Here is a 21,304-nt window from a genome sequence, read left to right on the forward strand (position 1 = left end):
TGCACCCCAAGCGCTACTCAGCCGTCGCCGGAACCGTCCTCGCGGGCGGCTTTGGCGGCGGCTTTCTGCACCACAGCCTCCAGCTCATCGGAGGTGAGGAGCTCGCGGTGCAGGTGCTTGGTGCGGTAGCCGGCCCGGCCCACCATGTGGGCGGACACCGGCACGGTGAGCAGCTGGAAAATCCATGCCACCAGCAGCACGGGCCACACCCACCAGGTGCGCAGCTGCAGGCCGATGGAGGCCAGGAGCAGGAACAGCCCCAGGACCTGGGGCTTGGTGGCGGCGTGCATGCGGCTGAGCAGGTCCGGGAACCGCAGCAAGCCGATGGCGGCGCCCAGGGACATAACAGCCCCCACGATCATGAACACGGCGGACAGCACGTCCACCCAGGCGTCCAGGCCAGTGGAATCAGGACTCATTGGGCTGCTCCCTCCGGTCCGCCACGAACCGTGCCACCGTCACGGACCCGATGAAACCGATGATGGAAATGGCCACCACCAGCATCAGGTTGTTCAGGTGCCTGTTGACGGCCATGTCCACGCACAGGGCACCGCCCAGGATGGCCAGCAGGACGTCCGTGGCCAGCACCCGGTCCAGCAGGGAGGGCCCCCGGGAGATCCTGATGATGGCACCGGCGGCGGCCACCGAGAAGATCACGGCAGTAACTACCAGGACGGTCTGCATCATGCGCCGGCCTCCATTCGCACGGTTTCGAGTTCTTCCTTGGTGCCCATGATCCTGATGAGCCCCGCCTCGATGGACCGCACCTCATTTTTCAGGTTTTCGACTTCCTGCGGGGAGCTGATGTTGAGCGCGTGCAGGTAGAGGGTGGACGTCGAGCGGTCCACCTCCACCACCAGCGATCCCGGGATCAGGGAAATCACGTGCCCCGTGGCCGTGACCATGAGGTCCTGGCGGCTGCGGAGCGGGACGGCGACGACGGCGTTGGTCACCTTTGGCCCCTTGGCGATGGCCAGGTACAGGAGCTGCGCGCTGGCAGCCACCACCTTGGCCAGGAAAACGAGCGCGAAGGGAATGGCGTACAGGACGTTGAACCGGCCGCTGAGTTCCACCGGCGGAAGGTAGAACAGCCGCGCCACGGCCACGGCCAGCAGCGCCCCGAACAGGAGGTTCCCGGGGCTGAAGTCCTGCCACAGGGCACCCCAGACGATCACCAGCCAAACCAGCAGCGGCAGCTCCTGGCGCAGGGAAATGCGGCGGCGGCTCACTTTCCCCCTCCCGGTGTGGCAACTGTGGGGACGTCAATGTTTCCACCGAGGACAGCGTGGATGTAGGAGGTCCGGTCCAGCATGTCGCGGGCGGCCTGGTCAGAGACCGTGAACAGCGGCCCGGCGAAAACAGTCAGGGCTACGCCGAGGACCACCAGCCCCACGGTTGAACCCACCATGGTGCGTGGAAGCAGGGTGGCGGTGTTCCGTTTGGCCCCGGGGCCATCGGCCCGCCCGGCAGCCGGTGCCAGCAGCACGGGATCCGGGTGCTCTGCGTCCGAAGGCCGGCGCCAGAACGCGCGGTTCCACACCCTGGCCACGGCAAGCAGGGTCAGCAGGCTGGTCAGCACCCCGCCGATCACCAGCACGTAAGCCAGCGGCGTCCCCAGTTCAATCCCGGCCTGCATGAGACCCACCTTCCCCAGGAATCCGGAGAACGGCGGAATCCCGGCCAGGTTCATCGCGGGAATGAAGAACAGCACTGCCAGCAGCGGGGACAGCTTGGCGAGGCCGCCCAGCCGGTCCACGGAGGAGCTGCCGCCCCGGCGTTCGATCAACCCCGTTACCAGGAAGAGACTGGTCTGGATGGTGATGTGGTGCGCCACGTAGAAGACCGCCGCCCCCAACCCTGCCGTTGAGGACATGGCCAGGCCGAACACCATGTATCCGATGTGGCTTACCAGGGTGAAGGAGAGCAGGCGTTTGATGTCGCTCTGTGCCAGGGCACCCAGGATCCCCACCACCATGGTCAGCAGCGCGGCCACCATCAATGGAGTGTTTAGGGAATCGCCCGGAAAGAGCAGCGTTTCCGTCCGCACCATGGCGTAGACGCCCACCTTGGTGAGCAGCCCGGCGAACACTGCAGTGACCGGCGCCGGGGCCGTGGGGTAGGAGTCGGGCAGCCAGAAGGACAGCGGGAACACGGCCGCCTTGATGCCGAACGCCACCAGCAGCATCACGTGCAGCAGGGTCCTGGTGCCCTGGTCCAGGTCGCCGAGTTTCATGGCGAGATCCGCCATGTTGACGGTTCCGGTGGCCCCATAGACCATGGCGATCGAGATCAGGAACAGCACGGACGACACCACGGACACCACCACGTAGGTGACGCCTGCCCGGATGCGGGGCCCCGTGCCGCCCAGCGTCATCAGCACATAGCTTGCCGTCAGCAGGATCTCGAAGCCGACATAAAGGTTGAAGAGGTCGCCGGAAAGGAACGCGTTGGACACGCCGGCCACCAGGATCAGGTACGTGGGGTGGAAGATCGAGACGGGCGCGTCCTGGTCGCCGTCGGCCATGCCCTGCCCGGTGGCGTAGACCAGCACGGCCAGGCTCACCGCCGAGGAGACCACCAGCATCAGGGACGAGAACTGGTCCACCACCATCACGATGCCCCAGGGCGGCAGCCAGCCGCCGATGCTCACCGCTGCCGTGCCGCCGTCCCACACGGACGCCAGCAGGAGGCATTCGAGCAGGAGCGTGAGGGACAGCAGGGCAATGCTGACGGCCCGCTGGGCCCGTGAGTGGCGGATCAGGAGGAAGGTCAGGGCGGCGCCCAGGATGGGAAGTACGACGGCGAGCGGCGCGAGGCTTGCGAGGTTCACTTTCCGCCTCCTTCCAGACCAGGGGTGATGTTTTCAGAGCCGGGCTTTTCTTCCGCGGCTGCCTGTTCCGCGGGTATTTCGCGGCCGCCGGCCAGGACCGTGGCCAGCGGGAACTCGGACGTCTCCGCGGGGACCTCGGCGTCGTCCTCGGCGTCGAAGCTTGGCGTTTCCGCCACGCGGAGGTCCTCGAGGTCGGCCTGGATCTCATCCCGGCGCGCCAGGACCCAGGTGCGGTAGATGATGCCGAGCATAAAGGCGGTGACGGCAAAGGAGATGACGATGGACGTGAGGATCAGCGCCTGCGGCAGTGGATCGCTGTAGTCCCCGGCCGCAACGTCCTTTGAATACAGCGGCGCGAGCCCCGCGTACCCTCCCGTTGCCAGGATCAGGAGGTTGGTGGCATTGGCCAGGAGCATCAGCCCCAGCAGGACCCGCGTCAGGCTGCGTTCCAGGATCAGGTAGATGCCGCAGGCGTACAGGGCTCCCATGATGATCAGGAGGGTCAGGTTCACGCTCATGCTTGGCCCTTTGCGGTGGTTTCGGGAGCCAGTCCTCCGGGCTCGTGCTCCCAGTCGGGAGCTGGTGCGGTGGCTTCCCGGACAGATTCCTGCCCTTCGGCGGGTGTCCCGCCTGCCGCGGACCGTTCCTCAAAGTGTTCATCGATCTCGGCGCCGAGGCTGCGGAGGACATCCAGCACAAGGCCCACCACCACGATGTACACGCCGATATCGAAGATGGTGGAAGTCACGAACTTGATGTCGCCGAACACCGGCAGCCACAGCTCGATGATGGCGGTCTGGAAGACCTGGCCGCCCAGCAGCAGCGGCACCACTCCGGAAGCCGCAGCCACGGCGAGCCCGATTCCCAGCAGCGCACCGGCGCTCACGGGCGTGGCCTCGCGAAGCTCGAACCGTCCCCCTGCCAGGTACCGGATGGTCAGGGCGAGGCCGGCTGTGAGGCCGCCGGCGAAGCCGCCGCCGGGCAGGTTGTGGCCGGCCAGCAGGAGGTAGAGCGAGAAGATGATCATGGAGTGGAAGATCAGCCGGGTGACCACCTCGAAGATGATGGACCGGCGCTCCGGTGCCAGGGTGCGGCCGGCAACGATCCACGCGTCCCGTGCGGATGCCGCGAACTTCCGGCTGACCGCCAGGGCCGCCGCGTCCCGGGTGCCCGGGTCGACGCCTCGGTGGCGGCCCACCGTGCCCTCGGCAACCGTGGCGGACTTCAGGATCCGGTCGCCGCGGCCGCGGATGAAAATGAGGCTGGCAACACCGGTGGCTGCCAGCGCCAGGACCGTGATTTCGCCGAAAGTGTCCCAGGCGCGGATGTCCACCAGCGTCACGTTGACGATGTTGAGCCCACCGCCGCCCTCGTAGGCCAGGCGCGGGAACTCCAGGGAGACGGGCGTGGCAATCCGTGCGCCCATGGCGTAGATCGCGGCGAACACCATGGTGGCGCCGAAGCCCAGGCCGATGACAATACGCACCACCCGGTACTTGCCGCCGGTGCGGTCCCGGAGCTCGGCGGGCAGGCTGCGCATCGCCAGGACGAAGGCCACCAGGATGATGGTTTCCACCAGCATCTGCGTCAGGGCCAGGTCCGGGGCGCCCTGCAGCGCGAACATCAGGGCGATCCCGTAGCCGGTGACGGAGACCATCAGCACGGCCAGGAACCGTTTGTTGGCTTTCACCGCGGCCAGGGCGCCGATCACGATCCCCGCCCCCACCACCAGCTGGAGCGGGGAACCGGGGTCAAGGAGGTAGATCCCGTCCGGAAGCGGCTTGCCGGCCAGCAGGATGGCGGCCAGGGGCAGCACGAAGGCGACGCTCAGGATGACCGCAAGGTAGTAGTACAGCGAACCGCGCTGGGTGCGGCCGGTGATCCACACCGCCACGTCGTCGAGCGCCCCGATCGTAAGCTGGTAGGCCTTGTCCCCGTCCACCCAGGGCGGCACCAGGGACTGCGCCCGGGCCACCGCGTTGCGGCCAAAGTACATCGCCAGGCCCAGCGCGAAGGTGAGGGCCGTCAATCCCAGCGCAGGAGTGAAGCCGTGCCACAGCGCAAGGTGACCGGCCTGGTCAGCAGGTGATCCGGCGTCGGGCGCGGTGGAAGCAAACAGGGCGGCGTACGGCTGGATCCAGGCGTCCACGGGGACCGGCCATACTCCGTAGGCGACGGTCAGGAGGCTGAGGATGGCCGGCGCGGCGAGGAACGAGGGCCTAATCGCCTTGAAGGGCGTGGGCTCAACCCCGGGCTTGGCGGCGAATGCCCCCCACATAAAGCGCGCACTGTAGGCGAACGTGAGGATCGAGCCCAGGACCACGCCCGCAAGGACCACTGTGCCCCACGGCCCGGAAGCCGGGTCGGTTGCGTGGTGGACAAAGGCCTCCAGCACAGACTCCTTGGCTACGAAGCCGGCCAGCAGCGGGACTCCCGCCATGGACGCGGCCCCGATGGCAGCAACGATCGCCAGGGCCCGCGAGGACCGGAACACCCCGGACAGCTTCCGGACGTCGCGCGTCCCCGACTGGTGGTCGATGATGCCCACCACCAGGAACAGGGTGGCTTTGAACAGGCCGTGCGCCAGCAGCATCGCCAGGCCCGCGAGCGCAGCGTCCGGTGTTCCGAGGCCCACCGCCATGGTGAGGAAGCCCAGCTGGCTGACAGTGCCGTGGGCGAGGATGAGCTTGATATCGGTCTGCCGCAGCGCCCGGTAACCGCCCACCAGCATGGTGGCCAGGCCCAGCCCCAGCACCACCGGCTGCCAGTAGGCCGTCTCGGCGAAGCCGGGGGCAAGCCGCGCTACCAGGTAGATGCCTGCCTTCACCATCGCCGCGGCATGCAGGTAGGCACTGACAGGGGTGGGCGCCGCCATGGCGCCGGGAAGCCAGAAGTGGAAGGGGACCAGGGCGGACTTGGTGATGGCACCTACCAGGATGAGCACGACGGCGGCGCCCACCATGGCCGCGGACGTCCCGCTGGCCAGGTCCGCGGCTTCCGCCAGGATGGCCGAGATCCGGTAGGTGCCGGCGGCGTCGCCCAGCATGATGAGGCCCACCAGCATGGCAAGCCCGCCCGCCGTGGTGACGATCAGCGCCTGCAAAGCTGATCGCCGTGCGGCCAGCCTGGTCCTGGCGAATCCGATCAGGAGATAGGACAGGATGGTGGTGAGTTCCCAGAAGACGAACAGCAGGAGCAGGTCATCGGCCACCACCAGCCCGAACATGGCGCCGGCAAAGGCCAGGAGCTGTGCGCCGAAAGCGCCAAGGTCCTGGTCCTTTTTCTTGAAGTACCGGGCGCAATAGACCAGCACCAGGGAACCAACGCCGAGCACCAGCAGGGACATGACCCAGGCAAGGGCGTCCATCCGGAAGGCAAGCTCGAGTTTGAGCCCCGGAATCCAGGGGACCACCTCGCTGACGGATCCCGCTCCGGAATACACCGGCCCATGCTGCAGCAGCAACCACACGAAGGACGCCGCGGGAACGGCGGCGAGCGCGTAGAACGCGTTGCGGCCCCAGGCCCTGAACAGGAGAGGCGCGAGGACAGCCACCGAAAAGTGCACGGCAAGGACTGTGATCACTGGTATCTCCGCAACGTCAGGGATTCGATTGTCAAAAGTTGGAGCAGGCGGTTCATTCGTTAGGTCCGGGAACGCCCAGTTTATCAAGGCTTCACTGCCGTTTTCCCCGTCTTTGGTGCCCTGGCACCCGCCGACACCGGCGTCCCGGGGTTCGCTCCGCATTCTGTTCGCCACGGGCGGATACGATGCATCGTATGAACAGCGCCAGCGCTCCCGGGGCAACGCAGCCGTCCTCGGAACTTGAGTCCGGGACCCAGGCAGCCGGCAAGGGCCGCATCCTGGCGTGGGCGTCCTGGGACTGGGGGTCGGCGGCCTTCAACGCGGTGATGACCACGTTCGTTTTCACCGTCTACCTCACCTCCAACGCCTTCGGCGGGGAAGACCGGGCCTCGGCAGTCCTCGGCGGCGCGCTGGCAGTCGCCGGCCTGGCCATCGCCCTGCTGGCCCCGGTCACCGGCCAGCGCTCGGACGCCGGCGGCCGGCGCAAGCTGTGGCTGGGAGTCAACACGGCCGCCGTCGCCATCCTCACGGCGCTGTGTTTCTTTGTGTACCCGCAGCCGGAATTCCTGCTGCTCGGCGTGACCCTCATTGCGCTGGGCAACGTGTTCTTCGAGTTCGCCGGCGTCAACTACAACGCCATGCTCGCCCAGGTCTCCACGCCGCGGAACATCGGCAAGGTCAGCGGCTTCGGCTGGGGCGCAGGCTACCTTGGCGGCATCGTGGCCCTGCTGATCGTGCTCCAACTGTTTGTGCAGCCCCGCTTTGACTGGTTCGGCGCGTCCACCGAGGACAGCCTGAACATCCGGCTGGTGGCTGTCTTTTCAGCGCTCTGGTTCTTCGTCTTCGCCCTTCCCGTGCTGTTCGCGGTTCCCGAGCTCCCCCGCGCCGCCCAGGCGCAACGGCTGGGCTTCCTGGCCAGCTACGGGCTGCTGGTCCGGCGGATCAAGGCCATCTACGCCACCAGCCCGCACACCATCTACTTCCTGCTGGCCAGCGCCGTTTTCCGGGACGGGCTGGCCGCCGTCTTCACGTTCGGCGGGATCATCGCCGCGGGCACCTTCGGCTTTGAGCTGTCCCAGGTGATTTTCTTCGCCATCTTTGGAAATGTGGTGGCGGCCGTGGGCGCGGTCATCGGCGGGTTCCTGGACGACCGGATCGGCCCCAAGCGGGTAATCATCGGATCCCTGGTGGGCCTCCTGGTTGCCGGGACCGTCATCCTGGTGCTCGGCAACGGCGACTACGTCTTCCTGGGCATGGCCTGGGCCGGCAGCACCACGTTCTGGGTATTCGGGCTCTTCCTTTGCCTGTTCGTGGGGCCGGCCCAGTCCTCGTCACGGGCCTACCTGGCCAGGCTGGCCCCGCACGGTGAATCCGGCGAGCTCTTTGGCCTCTATGCCACCACGGGCCGCGCGGTCAGCTTCCTTGCGCCGGCGCTCTTCACCCTGAGCATCACCCTGGCCACCCCGTTCGTGGCACAGGGCGAGGCCCAGCGCTGGGGGATCCTTGGCATCATGGTGGTGCTTTTGGCCGGGCTGTTGGTCCTGCTGCCGGTGAAGTCACCGGACCGGGCCCCCATCGCGGTGGTTCCGGCCGCCTAAAGCGTGCCGGCGAAGACTAGGCTGGAAGCATGAACGTGGACGAAACTAACCTTCCCGGGCTGGGCCGGCGCAAGGATTTCATGACTGCCTCCGGCCGCCGGATCGGCGTGGTGGAGCTGCGTGAGGGCCAGACGGAACTGATCGTGTCCGCCTGGGACGATCCCGATACCTGCCAGGCATCCATACCCCTTACCAGCGAGGAAGCGGCAACCCTCGGCAACCTCCTCGGCGGACAGCACCTGGCCATGAAGCTGACGGAAGAGCACAAGGACGTTCCGGGAATCGTGACCCGGCAGTTCTCCATCGCTCCGGACTCCCCGTTCCAGAACCAGCCCATGGGCAAAGCGTGCATCCGCACCAGGTGCGGCGTCTCCATCGTGGCCATCATGCGCGAAGGCGAGGTGCTCCCCTCGCCGGGACCCGACGTCGTCCTTCACACGGGTGACCTGCTGGTGGCAGTGGGCACCCAGGAAGGCCTCGACGCCGCGGCCAACATCCTGCGCAACGGATAACCGCCGTGGATCCGCTGGCCCTGACCCTCGTTGAACTGGGGGCCGTTGTGTTCTGCCTCGGCCTCCTGGCCAGGCTGGCCGGACGGATTGGAATGTCACCCATCCCTCTCTACCTCCTGGGCGGGCTGGCCTTCGGTGCCGGCGGCATCGTCAAGCTGGAGGGGATGCAGGAGTTCGCGCATCTCTCCGGGGAGATCGGCGTGATCCTGCTGCTGCTTATGCTCGGATTGGAATATACAGCCGCCGAGCTTTTTACCGGCCTGCGGCGGTCGTGGCAGGCCGGTGTCCTGGACCTCGTCCTGAACTTCCTGCCCGGCGCGGCCCTTGCCTACCTGCTGGGCTGGGGCGGCGTCGGCGCCATGGTGATGGGCGGGGTCACGTACATCTCGTCCTCGGGAATCGCGGCCAAGGTCATCACGGACCTGGGCCGGCTGGGCAACCGGGAAACACCGGTGGTCCTGTCCATCCTGGTTTTCGAGGACCTGGCCATGGCCATCTACCTTCCGGTCCTCACCACCATCCTCGCCGGGGTCAGCTTCATCGGCGGCCTCACCACGGTGGGCATCGCCCTGGCTGTGGTGAGCGTGGTGCTGATGGTGGCCCTGCGCCACGGGCACCACGTGTCCAAGGCCGTCCACAGCGAAAACTCTGAGGTGTTCCTCCTGAACGTGCTGGGCGCCGCCCTGCTGGTGGCCGGCCTGGCCTCCGCCATGCAGGTTTCCGCAGCGGTGGGCGCCTTTATGCTCGGCATCGCCATCTCGGGGGCAACGGCCCATAACGCCACGCGCATCCTGGAACCGCTCCGGGACCTCTTCGCCGCCATTTTCTTCGTGGCGTTCGGGCTGAACACGGACCCTTCGTCCATTCCCCCGGTGCTCGGCTGGGCCCTGGTGCTGGCTGTCATCACCGCGGCCACCAAGATGGCCACCGGGATCTGGGCGGCCAAGCGCGCCGGCATTGCCAGGCCGGGACGCTTTCGTGCAGGCGCCACGCTCATTGCGCGCGGCGAGTTCTCCATTGTGATCGCCGGGCTCGCGGTGGCGTCAGGAGCAGTACCGGACGAGCTGGCGGCCCTGGCCACAGCCTATGTGCTGCTCATGGCCGTCATCGGTCCGCTGGCTGCGCGTTATGTGGAACCCCTTGTGAGGCCTTTGCTGCGGCCCCGGGGCGTAGCTGCGAGAGCATAAGGAACAAGCGCCTGCCGAGCTGCCTGCCTGCCTGCCTGCCTATATGGACGTGCGGTGGAAGTTCAGGTGGCTTCGGCTCGCGGTGGGGCCGCGCTGGCCCTGGTAGCGGTTGCCGTACTGGCCGGAGCCGTAGGGGTGTTCCGCAGAGGAGGACAGCCGGAAGAAGCAGAGCTGGCCGATCTTCATGCCGGGCCACAGCTTGATGGGCAGCGTGGCCATGTTGGAAAGCTCCAGGGTGACGTGGCCTGAAAAGCCGGGGTCGATGAAGCCCGCTGTGGAGTGCGTCAGGAGTCCCAGCCGGCCCAGGGAGGATTTGCCTTCCAGGCGGGCGGCGATGTCGTCCGGCAGCGTGACGGTCTCATAGGTGGACCCCAGCACGAACTCGCCCGGGTGCAGGATGAACGGTTCGTCCTGCTCCACCTCCACCAGGCGCGTAAGTTCCGGCTGTTCCTCGGCCGGATCGATGTGCGCGTACTTGTGGTTATCGAACAGGCGGAAGAATTTGTCGATCCTCACATCCACGGACGACGGCTGGACCATCGCCGGATCGTACGGCTCGAGCACGATCCGCTGGGAGTCTATTTCGGCACGAATGTCGCGGTCAGAGATCAGCACCGTCCCAAATTACCGCATGGCTTAGTTGTACCTGTTATCCACAACCGCATTCTTTCGTTGTTGCTGGCGTCTGCTGGGGCTAATGTTGCCTCAGTGATTCAGGCGCCGGATGGTCTCCCGGATGGCCCAACAGAGCTGGGGTTGTTGTGAATAGATTGGTGGCGCCCGCTTTTATTGGCGCGCTCTGCGCTGTGGCGCTGGTCTCCTCGTCGGCGGGCACGCGTCCCCTGCCGCTTTCGCCCGGTGTGGCCCTTGGCACGGCGGGTCCCTCCAGCGTCGTCCTGGGCACGGCCAGCGTGAACGACGACGGCGGCGCCTCCGCGGGCCCGGGCCCGGCCGCGGCCGGGCTCACCCCTGCCGTGGAGCCTGGCATCCGTCCGGCGTCACCAGCTGGCACCGCCGTCACGCTGGCTCCGGAGCCTGCACCTGCTGCGCCTTCCCCTGATGCCCTGGCCACACCCGAGCCTGCACCTGCACCCCCACCCAGTACGACTGTGGCACCGGCTCCGGAGGTCCCCTGGATTCCACCGCTCTGGGCCCCGGATGAAGAGCTGGCCTCGCCGGCACCCTCCCGTCTGGCGGCTCCCGAGTCGGCCACCGCACTGCCTGCGCCGGAGGCCCTGGTCCCGGACAGCAATGCTGCAGCGGTTCTGACGGTTTTCACCAAAATCAACGAATACCGGGCGTCCAAGGGCCTCAACCCGGTGAAGTACCACCCAACGGTGGCCGGGCTGGCGCAGGAGTGGTCGGACAGCATCGCGTCCCGCGAGGTGATCGAACACCGCGCCAGTTTCTGGACCGACCCCCGCGCCATGAGTCCGAACAACGGCGCCGGTGAGGTCATCGCCATCCGCACTGACCGGGATGCCGCGCAGCTCGTGGAGTGGTGGAAGAGCTCCACCGGCCATAACGCGCTGCTGCTCGATCCGCGCTTCAACGTTATGGGCGCCGGAATCTCGTACACGAACAGCACATACAAAATCTGGGGAGTGGTGAACTTCTTCGGCTACACCACCCTTCCAGCCGGCACCCTCGACGCCCCAGGCGGCGGCGGGTCGGGCAATGCGTTCCCGCCGGCGGCCCCCAGCCTGTGCGACGCACCCGTCAAGCACATGCCACCCACGCTGGACCTCTCCGCCGCGGCCATCAAGGGGCCGGGCGACCTTGTAACCGTGGACTCCGCGGGACAGCTCCTGGCCCGTGCGGCCACCGGTGCGCGCACCTATGCCGCCCCCCGGGTCATCGGGTCAAGCTTCACGGGCGCCAAGGAAGTCTTCACCACCGACTGGGACCGGGACGGCGTTTATGACCTTCTGACCCAGTGGACCAACGGCACCGTGACCCTGCAGCGGGGCGTCGCCGCCGGCGGATTCCAGGCCGCGGCCACGCTCGGGAACGGGGGTTGGGAGACCCTCACCCTTGCCGTAGGCGGCTGGTGCGCCAACAACAGGATGCCGCAGCTTCTCGCCTTGGACGGAGCCGGGAATCTCTTCCTGTACCCCAACAAGGGCCTGGGGGACCTCGCGGAACGTGCATTCGTGGCCAACATCGGCGCTGCCCGGAAGGTGTCCATGGTGGATTACGACGCCGACGGGTTCCAGGATGTCCTGGCGCTGCGTGCGGACGGGTCGGTCCAGCTTCACCGCGGGTGGGGCACCACGGCGCTGCGCAACGAAACAAGGCCCACCGTCGCCACCGGCTGGGGAGACGTCACGGGCATCAGGGCGCTGCGGGACGTCACCGGGCTGAACTCCACGGGGCTGGCGCTGCGCCGTGCAAACGATGTTGTCCAGTACTGGGACCTGACCTCAGGAAGCCTCGCGGCGCCGTCGAACATTCCCGGACCCTGGGCCGGGCAGCGGCTGGCCCAGTAGGCGCTAGATGGCGGGCTGGAGTTCCAGGACATCCTTGAGGCGTTCCAGCTGGGCCACTTCGGAACGGAGGTTCCGTTGGAGCATCCTGTTCAGGAAGCCGAGCCTGTGCAGGAAACGGGGCCGGTCCAGGAACCCGATGGGCTCCTCCGCCCGGGCCTCGAGGGCAAACCGGACCCGTGTTCCCCCGGCTTCCGTGCTCAGGTAGTAGCCGCCCGAACGGTGGGCAGGCCCGGAGACGACCTGGAACTCGATCTCCGCACCCGGCCTGGCCTGGGTGATTTCAAGCTCTGCCGGAATGCTCAGTCCGGACCGGCCGGCCACCATCTTCCGGTAGACCGCGCCCCTGGACGCGGACGCTCCCTGGAGCAGCGTGACGCTGCGGACCGAGTCCCGCCACAGCGGAAGGTTGGTGGCATCCAGCAGGAACAGATACACGGCCATGGCGTCACGACTGATCAGGACCTCGTGCTCCGCAAATGCCATGGGGATCTTTCTGAGTGGACGTCGGCTGGCCGCAGCAGCCGCATCCCCCCGGCACCGCAGCTACCCGGTTCAGGTTAACCAGCGCTCCTCACGCCCACCTAGTCAGGGCCCGGGACGTTATTGAAGAGTTACCGGATGACGCACGGGCGCCCGGGACACGGGGTGCCGGAACGCTGGATGGGCAGGGCACGGAGACATCTGCGCTAAGCTATGTTCTGCCCCTCTTCGGCGGGGCACTGCGGCTGTAGCTCAATGGTAGAGCGCTAGCTTCCCAAGCTTGATACGCGGGTTCGATTCCCGTCAGCCGCTCCATGTTGCCGGCGGGGCCGCCAGCACCGGCCGGGCCATTAGGTGCCTGCGTGTATCGTCAGAAGTCAGGAACCTCTTCGGTTCCGCTACAGGAGCAATACATGGCTGACAAGTCCCCGCGTCAAACAGCATCCAAAAAATCCGGCAAGTCCATCAAGGAAAAGCGCGCAGACAAAAAGGCCGCTTCCGCACCAGCCAGCTCCCTGGACGTAACGTCCAACAAGGCCGCCAAAAAGAAGTGACCGCGGCGGAGAACAAACTGACCCTGGGCGTCCTGGCATCAACAAAAAAGCCGGACGAGCGCAGGCTCCCCATCCATCCGCTGCACTTCGAGCGCATTGCGCCGGAGGTCCGCCAGCACATCATCCTTGAGCACGGCTACGGTGAGCGCTTCGGCGTTTCGGACGCGCACCTCTCCACCCTGGTGGGCGCGATGGCCAGCAGGGAGACGCTCGTGGCGGAGGCCGACGTCGTCCTCCTGCCGAAGCCTCAGGCGGAGGATTTATCCGACCTGCGGGACGGCCAGGTCCTCTGGGGCTGGCCTCACTGCGTCCAGGACCGCGCCATTACGCAGCTGGCCATTGACAAGAAGCTCACGCTGATCGCTTTCGAGGCCATGAACCACTGGGCCAGTGATGGCGGATTCGGGTTGCACGTGTTCCACAAGAACAACGAACTCGCAGGGTATTGCTCGGTGCTCCACGCCCTGGCGCTCACCGGGTCAACCGGTGACTACGGCCGTCGGCTCAGCGCCACGGTCATCGGCTTCGGCGCTACAGCCCGCGGCGCCGTCACGGCATTGAACGCCCATGGAATCCACGATGTCCAGGTGCTGACCAACCGAGGGGTGGCCGCCGTCGGCGCTCCCATCCACTCGGTGAACATCGTCCAGTTCGATCATGACGCCCAAGCACCCTTCCTCAGCCAGGTCATCACCGAACGGGGCCGGGTGCCGCTGGCGCCGTTCCTGGCCGAGAGCGACATTGTGGTCAACTGCACCCTGCAGGACCCCAACAACCCGCTGACCTACCTGCGCACGGAGGACCTCGCGGCCTTCAACCCGGGCAGCCTCATCGTGGACGTGTCCTGTGACGAGGGCATGGGCTTCAGCTGGGCGCGGTCCACCACGTTCGCCGACCCGATGTTCACGGTGGGCGACCACATCAACTACTACGCGGTGGACCACAGCCCGTCCTACCTCTGGAACTCCGCCAGCTGGGAAATCAGCCAGGCCCTGCTGCCGTTCCTGGAAACCGTCATAAGCGGCCCCGAAGCATGGGACGGCAACGAAACCATCTCCCGTGCCATCGAGATCCGTGACGGCGTGGTCCGCAACAAGGACGTGCTCGAATTCCAGAAACGGGAAGAGGCGTACCCGCACCAGGCTCTGTAGCCGCGGGCTACGCTGCAGCCCGCCGGACGATCCGCACGGGCTGCCGCCGGTCCTTGAGGTCCACCCTCACCAACAGCGAACCCTTGCGCGCAAGGATTACCGCGACCGTCACGGCAGCGACGGCGGGCACTCCGCCGGACACCAGCAGGGCAACATGCGGATCGGCATGTTCGGCAATCCAGCCCAGCATGGGCCCGCCAATGGCCTGGCCTCCGATCAGCACCATGATGTACAGGCTCATCACCCTGCCCCTGATGCCCATGTTGGAGCTGACCTGGACCAGCTGGTTCGATCCGGTGAGGAACATGAGGCACCAGAACCCGGACAGCACCATCACGGCACCGAACACCGGCAGGGACGGCGCCAGCGCGGCAACGCACAGCATGGCGCCATACATTCCGGCGCAGAAAACCACGGACCGCAGCCGGAGCTGGCGGCGCCGGGTGGATGCCACCGCGCCGGACAGGGCGCCGAGGGCCACCAGGGCATTCAGGAGGCCGTAGCCGCCGGCGCCAATGTTGAAGACGTGGTCGGCGTAGGCTGCCAGCACCACCGGCAGCCCCATAGCGAAGACCGCAATGAACCCGGCCATCAGCCAGGGCCAGTAGATGGTGGGCTTTCCCAGCGCGTACCGCAGCCCTTCGCGCAGCATTCCCTTGCTCTTCGGGGTGGGCGCGCTGACGAACAACTGGTCCTTGCGCAGGATGAGCAGCATGGCAACCGTGGAGCAGCAGGCGAAGGCGTTGCCCGCGAAGGCCCACCCTGCCCCCACGGCGGTCAGCAGCCATCCGGCCAGGGCGGGGCCGATCAGGCCGCCCAGCTGGAAGGTGGTGGAGTTGACGCTGATGGCGTTGCGCAGGTACTTCGGCCCCACGAGTTCGTTGACGAACACCTGCCGCGCCGGCTGGTCAAGGACGGTCACCAAACCAAGCACCAGCGCGATCACATAGACGTGCCACACCTCAATGGCGCCGCTTAGGGCAAGGACTGCCAGCGCGGCGGCCAGGACCGCGGCCATGCTTTGGCACAGGATCAGGATCTTCCGCTTGGCGAACCGGTCCGCGACCATCCCTCCCCACGGCCCGAGGAGCAGGGAGGGCAGGAACTGCAGCACCACGGTGATGCCAACAGCGGTCACGGAGCCGGAGAGCTCCAGCACCAGCCAGTCCTGGGCGATCCGCTGCATCCAGATCGCGATAACGGCAATGAAGTGGCCGACGGCGAAGATGCGGAAGTTGGGAACCCTGAGGGAGATGAAGGTGTGCTTCCAGGGCAGGCGTTCGCTGACGACGGCGATGGGCTGGGTCTGGACGGGTGGAGTCTGGACGGGCGGGGATTGGGTGGGCGGGGCCTGGTTGTCCGGCGGGGCGGAGTGTGCGGTGTCGATGACGGGCTGGGTGACGGTTGCCGATGAAGGCGGTGGGGGTGCCACAGGTGTGTCCTCACAGTGCGTGCGGTCCGGGATGTCCTTAACGCTAGGCTGGGGGCACGGGATTATGGAGACGTATCGTCCCTATAACTCCTATTGCAGAGTGCAATACAGAAGTCCGCACCGACGCCCACCGGAGTCCATTGTGTTCGAACCAGCCCAGCTGCGCTCCTTCCTTGCCGTGGCGGAAACGCTCAGTTTCACCAAGGCCGCCGAGCGGCTGGGCCTGGCCCAGCCCACGGTCAGCCAGCACGTCCGCAAGCTGGAGGCTGCCGCCAAGCGGGTGCTGGTCAGCAGGGATACCCGGGACGTCCGGCTCACTGACAACGGGGACGCGATGGCGGGGTTTGCCCGGAACATCCTGGCCGCCCACGACTCCGCATCCCGCTACTTTTCGGGTTCTGCAATGCGCGGACGGCTGAGGTTCGGCACCGCGGACGACCTCGCCATCACCGGACTGCCGCGCATCCTGCGGGAATTCCGGCAGATCTACCCGCAGATCAACCTGGAACTCACGGTGGGCCAAAGCGACCAGCTGTACCGGAAGCTCAACGCGGGGCAACTGGACCTTGTATTTGTGAAATGGGTGGCCGGAGCCAAGGACGGGACCGTGGTCCAGCATGATTCCTTTTCCTGGGTGGGCCTGGAGCAGACCATGCTGGACCGGGCCGCCCCGGTCCCGCTCATCGCCTACCCTTCCCCCAGCCTGAGCCGGAAATTGGCCATAGACGCGCTCGAGTCCCATGGCAGAACCTGGCGGATCACGTGCACAACACGGCAAATCAGTGGTGTGCTGGCGGCGGTCCGGGCGGGGATCGGCGTCGCCGTCATGCCGTCGTCGCTGGTGCCCGAGGACCTGAAGATCATCACCCGGCGCTTCGACCTGCCCGCGGTGGGCGACGTTGACTTCACCCTCATCCGCAACCCGCTGGCCAACGCCGAGGTGATTGACGCGCTGACCCAGTCAATTGTGGGCCGGACCATTAACCGATCAGCATAACGCCCCAAGGTGTCCCGCAGGCGAAGCCATACCGCAGTGTCCATTGATTGCGGAAGGTAGCATCACTTATGCTGATTTTCCAGGGTCAAGCAGCCGGCCGGTCATCCAACACGAGGCCGCTCCTGCACGCCAGGATTCCGGCTCGGGACAGGCAGCCAATGACGACAGCCAAGAACCCCCACTACACCCCGGCCCATGCCCGCGCGCACACCACTGCGCGTCCGCTTGGAACCCGCAATTCCAGACTCGGTGCAGGCATCGCCACCACCGACTCCGGATATGTCGGCAAACCCACCTGTGACAGGTGCCGCACCGACGAGTTCATCTACCTTGAGTCTTACATTCCGCCCACCTACCGGCGCGACGGTTCGGTAGGCACCCTGGGCGAAGTCGCCTATACCTGCACCCGCTGCGAGGATTTCTCTGCCCACAGTGTTCCAGTCACGTGGACGCCGCCCGGGTGGTACCTGGGCTAGCATCCGCAGGCCAAAAGGGCCGGACGGCCACCGCAAGGTGAACGTCCGGCCCTCTTTGTGGCGCCGGCATCCCTGTGCCGGCAGCAACTGTCGCGGAAACCTAGATCAGCGTGTCCGAAAGGTGGTTGGGGGTTCCGAACCGGTGGGCGGTGATGCTGACGGCCTGCTCGTGCAGGAAGGGCAGCAGCTCCACGCGGCCGGCTTCGGTGACCGGGTGGACGTAGATTGCCAGGTCGGGGCGGCCGCCCGTTGCCTTGGCCAGCGCGGATGCATCGCCGCCGATCAGGCGGACGCGTCCACCGGAAAGTTTCCCCGCCGCCGCGAGCCGGCCCGCGGCAGCCAGCCAGTCGGCGTCGGACTCTACCGTTACTTCGATGTCCAGCGCGGTGAGCACCGGGCGCAGCTGGGCGGGAAGTTCGACGGCGGAGGACACCGTGAGTGCCGAACCCGCCAGCACACCGGCCGCCACAGTCCGCACCAGGTGCGCCAGCGGCGCGCCTTCGGACAGCCGGACCGTCACCGGCAGGCTGCGGTAACGGAAGATGTTGCGCTCCGCGCTGAGGCCGGAGACATCCTTAGCCGTACCGAACTCCTCGGCCCAGGCCTGGGCATCGGACGCGACGGCCCGCTGCACTGACTCGAGCTCCGCCGGCTGCAGGGCAGCGCCGGCGGCGTTGAGGATCCGGCGCACGCCCGGGTGGGTGACAGCGGCATCCGCCGAAGCCGTCGCGGGAGCCCAGTCGCCCAGGCCCGCCAGGTAGTTGGGCCCGCCGGCCTTTGTGCCGGCGCCGACTGCGGACTTCTTCCAGCCGCCGAACGGCTGGCGCTGCACGATTGCACCGGTAATGCCGCGGTTCACGTAGAGGTTTCCGGCCTGGATGCTGTCCAGCCAGATGCCGAGCTCCTCCGAGTTCAGCGAGTGCAGGCCGGCGGTGAGGCCGTACTCGATCTGGTTCTGGATTTCGATGGCCTCTTCCAGGGTCTCAGCGGTCATCACGCCCAGCACTGGTCCGAAGAACTCGGTCAGGTGGAAGTAGGAGCCGCGCTGGACGCCGTAGCGCACGCCCGGGCTCCACAGCCGTCCGGTGTCATCCAGCTTCTTCGGCTCCACGGCCCAGTTCTCGCCCTCGCCAAGGGTGGTGAGGGCGTTGAGGAGCTTGCCGTGGGCGGGCTCGATGATCGGGCCCATCTGGCTGGTGGGATCCTCCGGGTAGCCCACCTTCAGGGAGGTCACGGCGTCAATGAGCTGGTTGTGGAACCGCTTGGACTTGGCAACGGAGCCCACCAGGATCACCAGTGAAGCCGCGGAGCACTTCTGGCCTGCGTGGCCGAACGCGGAGTACGCAACATCCTTCGCCGCCAGGTCCAGGTCGGCGCTCGGGGTGACGATGATGGCATTCTTGCCGCTGGTTTCGGCCAGCAGCGGCAGGTCCTGGCGGAAGGAGCGGAACAGTTCCGCGGTTTCATAGCCGCCGGTGAGGATTACGCGGTCCACGGCCGGGTGGCTGATCAGCTGCTTGCCCAGCTCCCGCTCGCCGAGCTGCACCATGGTCAGGACGTCGCGGGGAACGCCGGCTTCCCACAAGGCTTCCACCATGACCGCGCCGCTGCGGGCAGCCTGCTTGGCAGGCTTGATCACGACGGCGGAACCGGCGGCGAGTGCCGCGAGGGTGGACCCTGCCGGGATGGCGACCGGGAAGTTCCACGGCGGGGTCACCACGGTGAGCTTCGCTGGGACGAATGTGGCGCCGTCGACCTTGTCCAGCTTCCGCGCGGACTCGGCGTAGTAATGGGCAAAGTCCACGGCTTCGCTGACCTCGGGATCGCCCTGGTCGATGGTCTTGCCGGTTTCGCTGGCCATGACCTCGAGCAGGTCGGCGCGGCGGGCCTCCAGGACGTCGCCGGCGCGGTGCAGGATTTCGGCGCGCTCGGCGCCGGAGAGGGCGCCCCAGGCTTTGCCCTTCTCGACGGCGGTTTCGATGGCTGTGTTGAGGGTGGCTTCGTCATTGATGAAGGCTGCCTTGACGGCGGCGTTGCCCAGGGTGGAGGACGGGACGCGCTCCAGGATCGCCCGGCCCCAGTCACGGTTGGCGGGGAGGGACGGGTCAGTGTCCGGGGTGTTCTCGAAGGCGTTGTGGGGCATCGGGACCGGGGGCAGGTTGCGGTTCTGCTTGCGGTTCGGCGCCGGAACACTGTTGTCCAGGGCGTCCAGCGAGGCGAGGAAGCGCTGCTTTTCGCGCTCGAACAGCGTTTCGTTTTCACTGAGCTCGAAAACCGCGGACATGAAGTTGTCCTGGCTGGCACCCTCTTCGAGGCGGCGGATCAGGTAGGCGATGGCGACGTCGAACTCGGCCGGGTGCACCACCGGCGTATAGAGGAGGAGGCTGCCCACGTCCTTCTTCACGGCTTCGGCCTGGCCCTGGGCCATGCCCAGCAGCATCTCGAACTCGATGCCCGCTTCAACACCGCGCTGCTTGGCCAGGAGCCACGCGAAGGCGATGTCGAACAGGTTGTGCCCGGCCACGCCGATGCGGATGTTCTTGATCCGCTCGGGGTGCAGCGAGTAGTTGACGACGCTCTTGTAGCTGGTGTCCGAGTCCTGCTTCCTGCCCCAGGTCGCCAGGGGCCAGTCGTGCAGGGAGGACTCCACCTGCTCCATCGGCAGGTTGGCACCCTTGACCACGCGCACCTTGATGGCGGCGCCGCCGTTGGCGCGGCGCTCGGCTGCCCAGTCCTGCAGACGGATCATCGCGGAGAGGGCGTCCGGAAGGTAGGCCTGGAGCACGATGCCCGCTTCCAGGTCCTTGAACTCGGGCTTGTCCAGGATCCTGGTGAACACCGCAATGGTCATGTCCAGGTCCTTATACTCCTCCATGTCCAGGTTAATGAACTTGGCTTTCTTGCCGGGGCCGGCGAAGGAGGCAGCGCGCTCGAACAGCGGGGTGAGCTTCTCCACCACGTGCTCCACGGCCTCGTCGAACGCCCAGGCGGAGTGCGGGGCAACCGTGGAGGAGACCTTGATGGAGACGTAGTCGACGTCGGGGCGCGCCAGCAGGGTGTGCGTGCCTTCGAGCCGGCGGGAGGCCTCGTGCTCACCGAGGACGGCCTCACCGAGGAGGTTGACGTTGAGCTTGATGCCGTCTTTCCTGATCTTGGCAATGGCCGGGCCCAGCTTGGCGTCGGTGGCGTCGACGATCAGGTGGCCCACCATCTCGCGCAGGACCTTCCGGGCGATGGGGATGACCACCTGCGGCATGACCGGAGCCATGGTGCCGCCCAGCGCTACGGCGCTGCGCATGTACCAGGGCAGGAACGCCGGGACCTTGGGGGCAAGTGCGGCGAGGTTGCGGGCGGCGACGTTCAGGTCCTCGGGGCGGACAACGCCGTCCACGAAGCCAACGGTGAATTCCAGGCCGTTGGGGTCCTTCAGGACGCCTGCCAGTTGCTGGGCGGAGGAGTCCACGGGAACCTTTGATGCCTCGGTGAGCCAGTGGCGGACCAGCGCCACGGCTTCGGTTGAGAGGGCCTTGGCCTGGGGCACATCGACGTCGACGGTCCGCGGCGCGGTCCCGGTGGCGACTGCCGGTTCCATAGCAATGTGGGTCATGGTTATCCCGATCTTTCTGGGTTCAAGGAGGTCTTATCCACCAGTATGAACTTCCAGTCACATAAGATAAAGCGATCTTTCCTAAGCAATACAGGTTAGAAAACCCAAAGGATTAACTCCGGCTTGGGAACCCGTCCTAACCAGCAAAAGGCAGCCTCGCCAGCTGCCCTCCCCGCCTCTCTCGTCCCCTACCCTCCCCTGCCCCGCCCGCCCCAGCAAAACGCTCTCTCACTTAACGTCGTTTTCCTGGCGACGCTCTCTCACTTAACGCCGGAAAAACAGGGACGCTCTCTCCCTTTCTCAGGAAAGTGAGAGAGCGTCCCGGGCGGATTCAAGTGGTCGTTGCAACACGTCCTATGCTGCTGATTCTTCCAGTATTTGCTGGAGGGCTTGTGCGGGTGTTTTCCG

18 protein-coding genes and 1 tRNA gene are annotated in these 21,304 nt (G+C 66.6%); 9 read left to right on the top strand and 10 right to left on the bottom strand.

All coding sequences use genetic code 11. The features are described 5' to 3' along the window. Window positions 1-17 precede the first annotated feature (17 nt). Genes mnhG through FHJ30_RS18945 form a run of 6 tightly spaced genes read right to left on the bottom strand, consistent with a single transcriptional unit; the run spans window position 18 to window position 6,413 of the window. Window positions 18-419, bottom strand: coding sequence for a monovalent cation/H(+) antiporter subunit G (mnhG, locus tag FHJ30_RS18920; protein WP_139030805.1), 402 nt, complete (start codon window positions 417-419; stop codon window positions 18-20). Then, window positions 409-687, bottom strand: coding sequence for a monovalent cation/H+ antiporter complex subunit F (locus tag FHJ30_RS18925; RefSeq protein WP_139030806.1), 279 nt, complete (start codon window positions 685-687; stop codon window positions 409-411). Before FHJ30_RS18925 ends, mnhG begins: the two co-directional genes overlap by 11 nt. Beyond that, window positions 684-1,229, bottom strand: a complete 546-nt coding sequence (locus FHJ30_RS18930; protein ID WP_139030807.1) for a Na+/H+ antiporter subunit E — start codon at window positions 1,227-1,229, stop codon at window positions 684-686. Before FHJ30_RS18930 ends, FHJ30_RS18925 begins: the two co-directional genes overlap by 4 nt. Further along, complete coding sequence (locus tag FHJ30_RS18935) at window positions 1,226-2,830, bottom strand: Na+/H+ antiporter subunit D (protein WP_139030808.1); 1,605 nt, start codon at window positions 2,828-2,830, stop codon at window positions 1,226-1,228. Before FHJ30_RS18935 ends, FHJ30_RS18930 begins: the two co-directional genes overlap by 4 nt. Next, window positions 2,827-3,348, bottom strand: coding sequence for a Na(+)/H(+) antiporter subunit C (locus FHJ30_RS18940; RefSeq protein WP_139030809.1), 522 nt, complete (start codon window positions 3,346-3,348; stop codon window positions 2,827-2,829). Before FHJ30_RS18940 ends, FHJ30_RS18935 begins: the two co-directional genes overlap by 4 nt. After that, entirely contained in the window at window positions 3,345-6,413 is a 3,069-nt protein-coding gene (locus FHJ30_RS18945; RefSeq protein WP_139030810.1) for a Na+/H+ antiporter subunit A, read from the bottom strand. The genes FHJ30_RS18940 and FHJ30_RS18945 overlap by 4 nt, the downstream gene beginning before the upstream one ends. 194 nt (window positions 6,414-6,607) lie before the next feature. Here FHJ30_RS18945 and FHJ30_RS18950 point away from each other — a divergent pair, with 194 nt between their 5' ends. Genes FHJ30_RS18950 through FHJ30_RS18960 form a run of 3 tightly spaced genes read left to right on the top strand, consistent with a single transcriptional unit; the run spans window position 6,608 to window position 9,710 of the window. Then, window positions 6,608-8,011: an MFS transporter gene (locus FHJ30_RS18950; protein WP_139030811.1), complete on the top strand. Its 1,404-nt coding sequence runs from the start codon at window positions 6,608-6,610 to the stop codon at window positions 8,009-8,011. 29 nt (window positions 8,012-8,040) lie between these two features. Next, the gene (locus tag FHJ30_RS18955) at window positions 8,041-8,523 is read left to right on the top strand and encodes a cation:proton antiporter regulatory subunit (protein WP_139030812.1); all 483 of its coding nucleotides are present in this window, start codon (window positions 8,041-8,043) and stop codon (window positions 8,521-8,523) included. A 5-nt stretch (window positions 8,524-8,528) separates the two neighbouring features. After that, window positions 8,529-9,710 carry a cation:proton antiporter gene (locus tag FHJ30_RS18960; protein ID WP_139030813.1) on the top strand — a complete coding sequence of 394 codons (1,182 nt, stop codon included), beginning with the start codon at window positions 8,529-8,531 and terminating at the stop codon, window positions 9,708-9,710. Between the two features lie 39 nt (window positions 9,711-9,749). Here the strand turns inward: FHJ30_RS18960 and dcd are convergent, their stop codons facing one another. Then, a complete protein-coding gene (dcd, locus tag FHJ30_RS18965) occupies window positions 9,750-10,325 on the bottom strand; it encodes a dCTP deaminase (protein WP_139030814.1) in 576 nt (191 codons plus the stop codon). 158 nt (window positions 10,326-10,483) lie between these two features. Here dcd and FHJ30_RS18970 point away from each other — a divergent pair, with 158 nt between their 5' ends. Continuing rightward, a complete protein-coding gene (locus FHJ30_RS18970) occupies window positions 10,484-12,199 on the top strand; it encodes a CAP domain-containing protein (protein ID WP_228404564.1) in 1,716 nt (571 codons plus the stop codon). A 3-nt stretch (window positions 12,200-12,202) separates the two neighbouring features. Here the strand turns inward: FHJ30_RS18970 and FHJ30_RS18975 are convergent, their stop codons facing one another. Beyond that, a complete protein-coding gene (locus tag FHJ30_RS18975) occupies window positions 12,203-12,682 on the bottom strand; it encodes an SRPBCC family protein (RefSeq protein ID WP_139030816.1) in 480 nt (159 codons plus the stop codon). Window positions 12,683-12,920: 238 nt separating this feature from the next. Here FHJ30_RS18975 and FHJ30_RS18980 point away from each other — a divergent pair. From FHJ30_RS18980 to FHJ30_RS18985, 3 genes are all read left to right on the top strand, one after another. Beyond that, a tRNA-Gly gene (locus FHJ30_RS18980) sits at window positions 12,921-12,994 on the top strand. Between the two features lie 98 nt (window positions 12,995-13,092). Beyond that, window positions 13,093-13,233 carry a hypothetical protein gene (locus FHJ30_RS21455; RefSeq protein ID WP_171059134.1) on the top strand — a complete coding sequence of 47 codons (141 nt, stop codon included), beginning with the start codon at window positions 13,093-13,095 and terminating at the stop codon, window positions 13,231-13,233. Further along, window positions 13,230-14,384 carry a N(5)-(carboxyethyl)ornithine synthase gene (locus tag FHJ30_RS18985; protein ID WP_139030817.1) on the top strand — a complete coding sequence of 385 codons (1,155 nt, stop codon included), beginning with the start codon at window positions 13,230-13,232 and terminating at the stop codon, window positions 14,382-14,384. The genes FHJ30_RS21455 and FHJ30_RS18985 overlap by 4 nt, the downstream gene beginning before the upstream one ends. Window positions 14,385-14,391: 7 nt before the next feature. Here FHJ30_RS18985 and FHJ30_RS18990 read toward each other — a convergent pair whose 3' ends face one another. Next, window positions 14,392-15,816, bottom strand: coding sequence for an MFS transporter (locus FHJ30_RS18990; protein ID WP_139030818.1), 1,425 nt, complete (start codon window positions 15,814-15,816; stop codon window positions 14,392-14,394). 142 nt (window positions 15,817-15,958) lie between these two features. Here FHJ30_RS18990 and FHJ30_RS18995 point away from each other — a divergent pair, with 142 nt between their 5' ends. Both FHJ30_RS18995 and FHJ30_RS19000 read left to right on the top strand, forming a co-directional pair. Continuing rightward, window positions 15,959-16,813, top strand: coding sequence for a LysR family transcriptional regulator (locus FHJ30_RS18995; protein ID WP_139030819.1), 855 nt, complete (start codon window positions 15,959-15,961; stop codon window positions 16,811-16,813). 158 nt (window positions 16,814-16,971) lie between these two features. Beyond that, on the top strand, window positions 16,972-17,289 hold the full coding sequence (locus FHJ30_RS19000) for a hypothetical protein (protein ID WP_139030820.1): 318 nt from the start codon (window positions 16,972-16,974) through the stop codon (window positions 17,287-17,289). Window positions 17,290-17,389: 100 nt separating this feature from the next. Here FHJ30_RS19000 and FHJ30_RS19005 read toward each other — a convergent pair whose 3' ends face one another. Beyond that, window positions 17,390-20,896: a proline dehydrogenase family protein gene (locus FHJ30_RS19005; protein ID WP_171059135.1), complete on the bottom strand. Its 3,507-nt coding sequence runs from the start codon at window positions 20,894-20,896 to the stop codon at window positions 17,390-17,392. Window positions 20,897-21,304: the final 408 nt, after the last annotated feature.

The sequence above is a fragment of the Arthrobacter sp. BB-1 genome, from assembly GCF_006151685.1.
GTDB lineage: Bacteria > Actinomycetota > Actinomycetes > Actinomycetales > Micrococcaceae > Arthrobacter.